Source organism: Pseudoduganella buxea (genome assembly GCF_009720835.1).
Taxonomy (GTDB): domain Bacteria; phylum Pseudomonadota; class Gammaproteobacteria; order Burkholderiales; family Burkholderiaceae_D; genus Rugamonas; species Rugamonas buxea.
This window is the reverse complement of the sequence record NZ_WNKZ01000324.1, coordinates 1-255: the sequence shown is the minus strand read 5'-3', so window position 1 is coordinate 255 and position 255 is coordinate 1. Positions and strand designations below refer to the sequence as shown.

Sequence of the window (255 nt, the reverse complement as noted above, 5' to 3'; positions counted from 1 at the left end):
CGGGTCTGCGCATCAACAGCGCCAAGGACGACGCGGCTGGCCTGGCGATTTCCGACCGTATGAACTCGCAGATCCGCGGCATGACGCAAGCGACCCGTAACGCCAACGACGGCGTGTCGATGGCGCAGACGGCCGAAGGCGCCCTGTCCTCGTCCGGCGACATCCTGCAACGTGTTCGCGAACTGGCCGTCCAGTCGTCGAATGCATCGAACTCCGCTTCCGACCGTCAAGCCCTGCAGACCGAAGTCACGCAGC

1 protein-coding gene is annotated in these 255 nt (G+C 65.1%); it reads left to right on the top strand.

Annotated elements, in window-relative coordinates; translation table 11 throughout:
* Positions 1-255: flagellin N-terminal helical domain-containing protein (locus GM672_RS28120; protein WP_443094188.1), on the top strand; the 255-nt coding region annotated here is incomplete at both ends.